Genomic DNA, 7195 nt, shown 5'->3' with positions numbered 1-7195 from the left:
TGCTACGCACTCCGAAGCCAGCTCCAAGTAAGCGGGAGGCTGCTAAGCATGGGAGGCTTCCTAGAAACCATTCTCGCCTTTATGGATAAAGGCGGGAATGTGCTCTGGCTCATCGCGATTCTGGTCTTCGTTATGTGGACCCTGATCTTTGAGCGATTGTGGTTCTTCACCTTTGTGTGGCGCAAAGAGGTCTTTGAGACTATCAATGCCTGGGAGTCGCGCTCCGAGCGCAAGTCCTGGAACGCCAAGCAGATCCGGAATCAGCTGTTGTCTGTTAGTCGCGAAGATATTCACGCCAACCTCAATGTGATTACCACGCTCGTAGCCCTGTGTCCCCTTCTGGGGCTGCTGGGCACGGTGACTGGCATGATCGAGGTATTCAACGTGATGGCCGTGACCGGCGGTGGTGATGCCAAATCCATGGCAGGCGGTGTCGAACGGGCCACAATCCCCACGATGGCGGGTATGGTGGCAGCACTCTCGGGACTGTTTGCCAACACTTACATTCAGCGTATTGCCGATCGCGAGCAGGAATTGCTCGAGGACCAGCTGACGTCTGATCACTGATTCGCGAAGCACTGATTCTCGGGCCCCTGGCCCGTAGCAACAGGTACGAACAGGTATTTAATACATGCGCAAACTTGTTAAAAAGCAGGAAGACGAAGGAGCTGAGATTGACCTCACGCCGATGCTGGACGTGGTCTTTATCATGCTCATCTTCTTCATCGTGGTCGCTTCGTTCATTAAGGAAGCGGGTATCGAAATTAATCGTCCCGATAACACCAACTCTGACCCCTCGGACGCCACGAGTATTCTGGTGCGCATCCAGTCTGACGATCAGATCTGGATGGAGAATCGCCGGGTAGATGCACGCGCTGTGCGGGCGAACATTCAGCGGCTTCTGGCTGCGGATCCGGAGCAGGCCGTGAGTATCAAGGTAGACAAGGGCGCGAAAGCCAATACCGTCGTCGACGTTGCCGATGCGGCACGCGAAGCGGGGGCCGGAGCGGTCAACTGGGCCAGCGGGGAGCGTAAGTAATATGAGCTTGCAAGAAAACGCTGCCAAACGAAAAGCCGCAGACGGCGAAGCAGGTCAGATCGACCTCACGCCCATGCTCGACGTGGTTTTCATCATGTTGATCTTCTTTATTGTGACTTCTTCTTTTGTAAAAGAGCCGGGCATCGAAATTTTCAAGCCCCAGGCTACTACAACCATCGCCTGTGATCGCGGCACGATCATTTTTGCGGTTGATGACAAGGGTGATATCTACTACAACAAGAATAAGGTGCCTATGGAGCGCGCCTCCCAATTGGTCGAGATCGCCAAGAAGGAAGCACCCCAGGCAAACATGGTAATTCAGGTAGATCAGGACACGCCCGCCTACGTGGTTGAGGATCTGTACGACGCAGTCCGTGACCAGTTAACGGCGCCACCCTGTATTTCTACGGATGACGAGGCGTAATCGTTATGGGAAATTCATTTGTACGTGCGTTTATTGGTGCCATCGTCGCCATACCTGTGGCGTTCGGGCTCTTCTTTCTCATGCAAAGTCTTATTGACAAAGATTACGAGCAGACAGACACGAAAGGCCGCAAGATTGCCGATATTGTGGTGCCCGAGCGCGAAATCGAAGTTAACACCAAGGAAGTGAAGCCCGAGAAGGTCGAGGATCCCGAGGAGCCGCCGCCTGAGATGGAGCCCCTGGAGCTCGACTTCGACACCGATATGGACGTCGCAAACATTGCACCCAATGCCGGTGTTGATGTCCAGATCAGTAGCAGTGGTATGTCTTCTGGTGACGGTGAGTATCTTCCCATCGTGAAGGTTGCACCGATTTATCCCCGTCGTGCACAGACCCGCGGGATCACTGGCTATTGTATCGTGGAGTACACCGTCACCAAGAGCGGGTCGATTCGGGATCCCCTTCCGGTTGACTGTGCCCCCTCCGGCGTTTTTGAGCGTGCATCCGTGAAAGCGGCCGGAAAATTCAAATACAAGCCTCGCGTAGTAGACGGCGAGGCGATCGAGGTGGCCGGCGTACAGAACAAGTTCACCTACGAGCTTGAGCAGTAAACGGCATCTAAACCCTAGGCTCAGTCCAGAGAAACAATCGAAGGCAAGGTTATGATTTTCACAAAAAGCGCAATAAATGTTGGGGTCAGGAGCTTTCTGCTGGCGCTGCCCGTTGTTGCCGCACAGATTGTGGTTTCCCAGACAGCGCTTGGCCCCCTTGTGAGCGGCTTTGCCCAGGTACAGGCGCAGGACGCGGAGCCGAAGAAGGAGCAGGAAACGCGGCGTACACCCGCCCTTCGGAACAAGGTTTATGAAAAGCTCGCCGAGGCGCAGGAAGCCGCCGAAGCCAAGGATCTGGCTACTGCAGCCGAAGTCCTGGACGCCATGCTCGCCGGCCGCCGGGACAATGAGCTTAACAGCTATGAGCTAGCCAACGTTTACAACCTGTACGCATTTATTCACTACTCCAAAGAAGACTACACGTCGGCTCTCCAGTCCTACGAGAACGTGATCAAGCAGCCTGATATCCCTCTGGCGATGGAAATCAACACCCGTTTCACCGTCGCTCAGCTTTACTTTGTGCAGGAGCGTTGGGAAGAGGGAATTGATGCCCTGCAGAAATGGTTTCAGATGACAGATACCCCCAACGCGACCGCTTATGTGCTGCTGGCTCAGGGTTACTACCAACTCAAGGATTACAACGCGGCCCTCAAAAATATCAATATCGCTATTGATAATTTTGACGCCAAGGGCAAGATCCCCAAGGAGCAGTGGTACAACCTCCAGCGTTTCCTTTACGCCGAGCTCAATATGGTCGACGAGGCGACGGATACTCTGCGCCAGCTCATCACCTTCTACCCAAAAAAGCAGTACTGGGTACAGCTGAGCTTTATGTATTCCGAGCAAGGCAAGGAAGCCAGTCAGTTGGGTGCCATGGAAACTGCTTATGTTCAGGATATGCTGGAAAAGGACGGCGAGTACCGCAACATGGCGTCCCTGTTTCTGAACGCCGAGGTGCCTTACAAGGCAGCCGTCGTGTTGCAGGACGGCCTGAAGGAAGAAATTGTTCAGGACAACTCCAAAAACTGGGAGCTGTTAGCGGGGGCACTGCGTCAGGCACAGGAAGTAAAGGACGCTATTCCTGCTATGGAAAAGGCAGCATCCATGTCCGACGATGGCGATCTCTATGCCCGACTGGGCAACATCTATCTGGACGCGGACCAGAACCAAAAAGCTATTGAAGCGATCACGAAGGGCTTGGATCGCGGTGGCGTAAAGCGACCAGATAACGCACGGCTGGTTCTGGGGATGGCCTACTTCAATGTCGATGAGTATGCCAAGGCACGGGATGCTTTCCGCGCGGCGGGTCGTGATGAGCGGTCGAAGAAATATGCCGATCAGTGGATCAAGTACATGAACTCCGAACTCGAGCGCCAGAAGAGTCTTGCCGCTGAGAGTTAGCAAGCGACTGTAGTGTCCAGACGTTTTTAAGAACCCACCAATAGGTGGGTTTTTTGTTTGTAGGCTCTTAAAAATCGTCCAGTGAAGGTGCCACAATGCCGCTCGATACCGTGCGCTCGCCTGCTATTGGCGAGAGCCTTTGACTTCTTGCGGGGTCTCTAATGCTCACCTAGACTCGATCGCCAGATAACGCTAATAAGGTACGTGGGTTCCATGAATAATAGCTCGAGTCACGCCACCCGGAATCTCTTTAAGATTCCAGAGAGCCGCCTGCACAGGGCCAGGGACTACAACGATTCGGGTCTCTGGGGCACGCAGACGCTTCATGGACTTCTCGCAAAGAATGTAAACACCCACCCCGAGCGGGAAGCGGTGGTGGACCAGCCGGATAAGGCGTCGCTCATGGGGGTGCAGCCACGCCGCCTGACGCTTCGCGAGCTCGATCGGGCCAGTTCCACCTGCGCCCTCGCGTTGCAGGCCCGCGGGATCAAACCCGGGGATGCGGTGATCCTTCAGCTCCCCAATACCTCAGAACTGATCGTTCTCTACTACGCTCTCAGTAAGCTGGGCGCGGTGATATCGCCCATTGCGGTGCAGTACGCGGCCCATGAAATTGCGCATTTTGTCGATGAGTTGGGCCCTAGCGTTTTTATAACGGTGAGTGAACTGCGCGGCGCTGACCTCGCAGCACAGGCACGGGAGGTGCTCCCCGAAACCCCCGTTATTGACCTTCTCACAGAGCTTGACGTGTTTGCCGGGGCCGAGCAGAGCAGCGCGACCACGCCGGAGTGGGCAAGTGATGCCGATGGGATTCTGACCATTGCCTGGACCTCCGGCACCACGGGCACTCCCAAGGGGGTTCCTCGAAGTCACAATATGTGGATTGCCCAGGGAAAGATCACTGCCCATGCCGCCGGATATCAGGATGGTGAGCGTTTACTGTCGCCCTTTCCCATGATCAATATGGCGGCCCTGGGCGGGTTTCTTTTCCCCTCGGCGTTGTGCAACTGCACTCTGGTGCTTCACCATCCCCTGGATATTCCCCTTTACCTGCGGCAGTTACAGGAAGAGTCCATCAATTTCACCCTGGCCCCACCGCCTCTTTTGAATCGCCTCGCTCAGCAGCCGGAGCTGTGGAATCAGTTCGACTTTTCGGCGCTGCGGATTATCGGTTCGGGTTCCGTGCCTTTGTCTCCTGCGATGATCGAAGTTTTTGAGCGCGATTTCCATAAACCCATCATCAATTTTTATGGCTCCAACGAGGGCATTGGGCTCATTGCGACGCCCGCTAATTCGCCCTCCCCGGCGGATCGCGCGCAGCTCTTTCCCCGCCTGGGGGCCGCGGGCACAGACTTCGAAAGCTTTGCCCCCAATGCAATGCTCACGCGCATCGACGATGTGGAGACCGGCGCGACGGTGACCGAGGCCGGAGTTTCCGGTGAGTTGGTGGTCGATGGTCCCGGCGTTTTTGATGGGTATCTGAATCACGATGGTGATGGGGTGTTTACCGCTGACGGCTTCTTTCGAAGCGGTGATCTCGTAGAGATATGCCCGGTCAAACCCAGCCACTATCGCATCGTGGGGCGTTGCAAGGACATTATCAATCGCGGCGGCATCAAACTCTCTCCCAGTGAAATCGATAGCTTGCTGGAAGGCATGCCGGGGCTGGCAGAAGCCGCGGTTTGCGCCTACGCTGATGATGATCTGGGGGAGCGGGTCTGCGCCTGCGTTGTGGCTCTTGCCACTAGTGAGCCCCCGACCTTGGAAGCTTTGCGGGAATTTCTCGGCGATAAGGGTCTGGCTCGCTTCAAGCTCCCCGAGCGCCTGGAGGTGTTTCCGGCATTGCCCCGCAATCCGCTGGGCAAGGTGCTGCGCAATGAGCTTCGCCAGCGGGTGGAAAGCGTTTAGAGAGCGTGTGGCAAAGCGCCAGAAAACGTTCAGTAGCCAGGCGGCGCGTCGGGCAGACAAAGCATCGCGGCGATGTTGCCCAGGGCAGGAACATGAGGAGGTTTTTCATTTGATAGTTGCAGGAGTAAGACCATGAGCGCGGTGTACTTGTTGGGTGGCGCCCAGACGGACTTTGCCCGGAACTGGAGCCGCGAAGGTCTCGACATCTACGCCATGTTCCGTGAGGTAATGGAAGCTGCGGTAAGCGATGCGGCTATTGATCCTGCGCGCATAGAAGTGGGACACGTGGGTAACTTTGTCGCCGATCTTTTTTGCGGCCAGGGACTTATGGGCGGCTTTTTTGCCCATGTATTTCCCGAATTGAACGGTATTCCCACGTCCCGCCATGAGGCGGCCTGCGCTTCGGGCTCCATCGCCATGTTGTCGGCCATGCGTGATATCGAGGCGGGGCACTATGACGTGGCCTGTGTTCTGGGTATCGAGCTTATGCGCAACGTGGACGGGAAAACCGGGGCGGAGCATTTGGGCGCAGCGGTGTGGCAGGGTGAAGAAGCAACGGACTGCGATTATCCCTGGCCCTTCCTCTTCGATCGCATCAGCGAAGAGTATGAGAAGCGTCATGGTTTGCAGCATGAGCACCTCGCGCGTATTGCGGAGATTAATTTTGGCAACGCGCGGCGCAATCCCCATGCCCAATCCCGGGACTGGCAGTTTCCCCCGGGTTGCTTCAGTGACGACGACAAGCTCAATCCGGTGATTGAAGGCCGGGTGCGCAAATTGGATTGCGGGCAGATAACCGACGGCGCCGCCTGCGTGATTCTTGTGAGTGAACGCCTCGCCCGGGAGCATGCACAGAAAAATGGCGTGACCCTCGCGGATATTCCACGGATCAAGGGCTGGGGCCATCGTTCCGCACCGCTTCTTCTTGAGCAGAAGCTCGCGCTCAGCGAAGGGCAGCCGCTGCTGTTTCCCCACGCGGCCAATACCATCACCGATGCTCTGCGCCGCGCTGATGTGCCAAAGATCTCTGAGCTGAACGGCCTCGAGACCCACGATTGCTTTACCATCACGGAATACATGGCTCTGGATCATTGCGGTCTAACCGCCCCCGGTGAATCCTGGAAGGCGGTGGAGGAGGGCACCATCGCGGCGGATGGGAGCTTTCCCGTAAACGCCAGCGGCGGGCTTATCGGCCTTGGTCACCCCGTAGGCGCTACCGGTGTCCGTATGGCGTTGGACTGCGCGCGGCAGGTAACTGGTAAAGCGGGCGCCGCACAGATTGCTGATGCCGAAAACATGATTACCTTTAATCTTGGCGGCAGCACCACTACCTGTGTAAGTCTGCTGCTGGGCGTAGGTGACTGAACTGGGCCTCAGCGCACTGAGGCCTCAGCCGTCGCAGCAAGCTTATTTGTCTGGCGCCTTGATTAAGGCGCCTTGAAGCGAAGATCACTATCCGCAGCCAGCCAGGCAAATACCGCAAAAGCGGCGACGTTCTGGTCCAGATTGTGAGGATTGATCTTATCCAGGGTGTCATCCGCGGTGTGATGAAGATCGAAGTAGTCGCGGCCATCCTGATTCAGCCTGAGGGAGGGCATGCCGGCTCGTACCAGGGGCGTCAGGTCAGGACCGGCGCCCGGGGAGTCACTGCTTCCCGGAGCGACGCCGATAGGTGCCAGCAGCTCTGCCATTTTGTCCACCAGGGGCTGGGCTTCTTCGCTCACCTGTGAGTTCAATTGCCAGATTCTCCCCGCACCAAAGTCGCTCTCGGTGCCGATAATCTGCTTGTCGAGATCCTTTTTGTGGCGTTCA

At 56.4% G+C, this 7195-nt stretch carries 8 protein-coding genes; 7 read left to right on the top strand and 1 reads right to left on the bottom strand.

Annotated features, from left to right (window positions below):
• Nucleotides 1–48 precede the first annotated feature (48 nt).
• From ACTG3T_RS06920 to ACTG3T_RS06890, 7 genes are all read left to right on the top strand, one after another.
• Nucleotides 49–567 carry a MotA/TolQ/ExbB proton channel family protein gene (locus tag ACTG3T_RS06920; protein WP_439101529.1) on the top strand — a complete coding sequence of 173 codons (519 nt, stop codon included), beginning with the start codon at nt 49–51 and terminating at the stop codon, nt 565–567.
• 64 nt (nt 568–631) lie between these two features.
• Complete coding sequence (locus ACTG3T_RS06915; protein WP_439101528.1) at nt 632–1039, top strand: ExbD/TolR family protein; 408 nt, start codon at nt 632–634, stop codon at nt 1037–1039.
• Between the two features lies 1 nt (nt 1040).
• On the top strand, nt 1041–1463 hold the full coding sequence (locus ACTG3T_RS06910; protein WP_439101527.1) for an ExbD/TolR family protein: 423 nt from the start codon (nt 1041–1043) through the stop codon (nt 1461–1463).
• Nucleotides 1464–1468: 5 nt separating this feature from the next.
• On the top strand, nt 1469–2074 hold the full coding sequence (locus ACTG3T_RS06905; RefSeq protein WP_439101526.1) for an energy transducer TonB: 606 nt from the start codon (nt 1469–1471) through the stop codon (nt 2072–2074).
• 51 nt (nt 2075–2125) lie between these two features.
• Nucleotides 2126–3475 (top strand): tetratricopeptide repeat protein, encoded by a 1350-nt coding sequence (locus tag ACTG3T_RS06900; protein ID WP_439101525.1) that lies wholly within the window; start codon nt 2126–2128, stop codon nt 3473–3475.
• A 213-nt stretch (nt 3476–3688) separates the two neighbouring features.
• Nucleotides 3689–5383: a class I adenylate-forming enzyme family protein gene (locus ACTG3T_RS06895; RefSeq protein ID WP_439101524.1), complete on the top strand. Its 1695-nt coding sequence runs from the start codon at nt 3689–3691 to the stop codon at nt 5381–5383.
• Between the two features lie 132 nt (nt 5384–5515).
• Nucleotides 5516–6748, top strand: coding sequence for an acetyl-CoA acetyltransferase (locus ACTG3T_RS06890; RefSeq protein ID WP_439101523.1), 1233 nt, complete (start codon nt 5516–5518; stop codon nt 6746–6748).
• A 62-nt stretch (nt 6749–6810) separates the two neighbouring features.
• Here the strand turns inward: ACTG3T_RS06890 and ACTG3T_RS06885 are convergent.
• Nucleotides 6811–7195: M28 family peptidase (locus ACTG3T_RS06885; RefSeq protein WP_439101522.1), on the bottom strand; the 385-nt coding region annotated here is incomplete at its 5' end.

It is taken from the genome of Congregibacter sp. (genome assembly GCF_965660375.1).
Classification (GTDB): Bacteria; Pseudomonadota; Gammaproteobacteria; order Pseudomonadales; family Halieaceae; genus Congregibacter.
Note: the sequence above shows the minus strand (reverse complement) of the source record. Positions and strands in the feature narration are given on the sequence as shown.

What these genes read in the sequence shown, in the direction of transcription:
- ACTG3T_RS06905 (WP_439101526.1), top strand. Translation starts at nt 1,469, where the DNA reads ATGGGAAATTCATTTGTACGTGCGTTTATTGGTGCCATCGTCGCCATA.
- ACTG3T_RS06890 (WP_439101523.1), top strand. Translation starts at nt 5,516, where the DNA reads ATGAGCGCGGTGTACTTGTTGGGTGGCGCCCAGACGGACTTTGCCCGG.
- ACTG3T_RS06910 (WP_439101527.1), top strand. Translation starts at nt 1,041, where the DNA reads ATGAGCTTGCAAGAAAACGCTGCCAAACGAAAAGCCGCAGACGGCGAA.
- ACTG3T_RS06900 (WP_439101525.1), top strand. Translation starts at nt 2,126, where the DNA reads ATGATTTTCACAAAAAGCGCAATAAATGTTGGGGTCAGGAGCTTTCTG.
- ACTG3T_RS06895 (WP_439101524.1), top strand. Translation starts at nt 3,689, where the DNA reads ATGAATAATAGCTCGAGTCACGCCACCCGGAATCTCTTTAAGATTCCA.
- ACTG3T_RS06915 (WP_439101528.1), top strand. Translation starts at nt 632, where the DNA reads ATGCGCAAACTTGTTAAAAAGCAGGAAGACGAAGGAGCTGAGATTGAC.
- ACTG3T_RS06920 (WP_439101529.1), top strand. Translation starts at nt 49, where the DNA reads ATGGGAGGCTTCCTAGAAACCATTCTCGCCTTTATGGATAAAGGCGGG.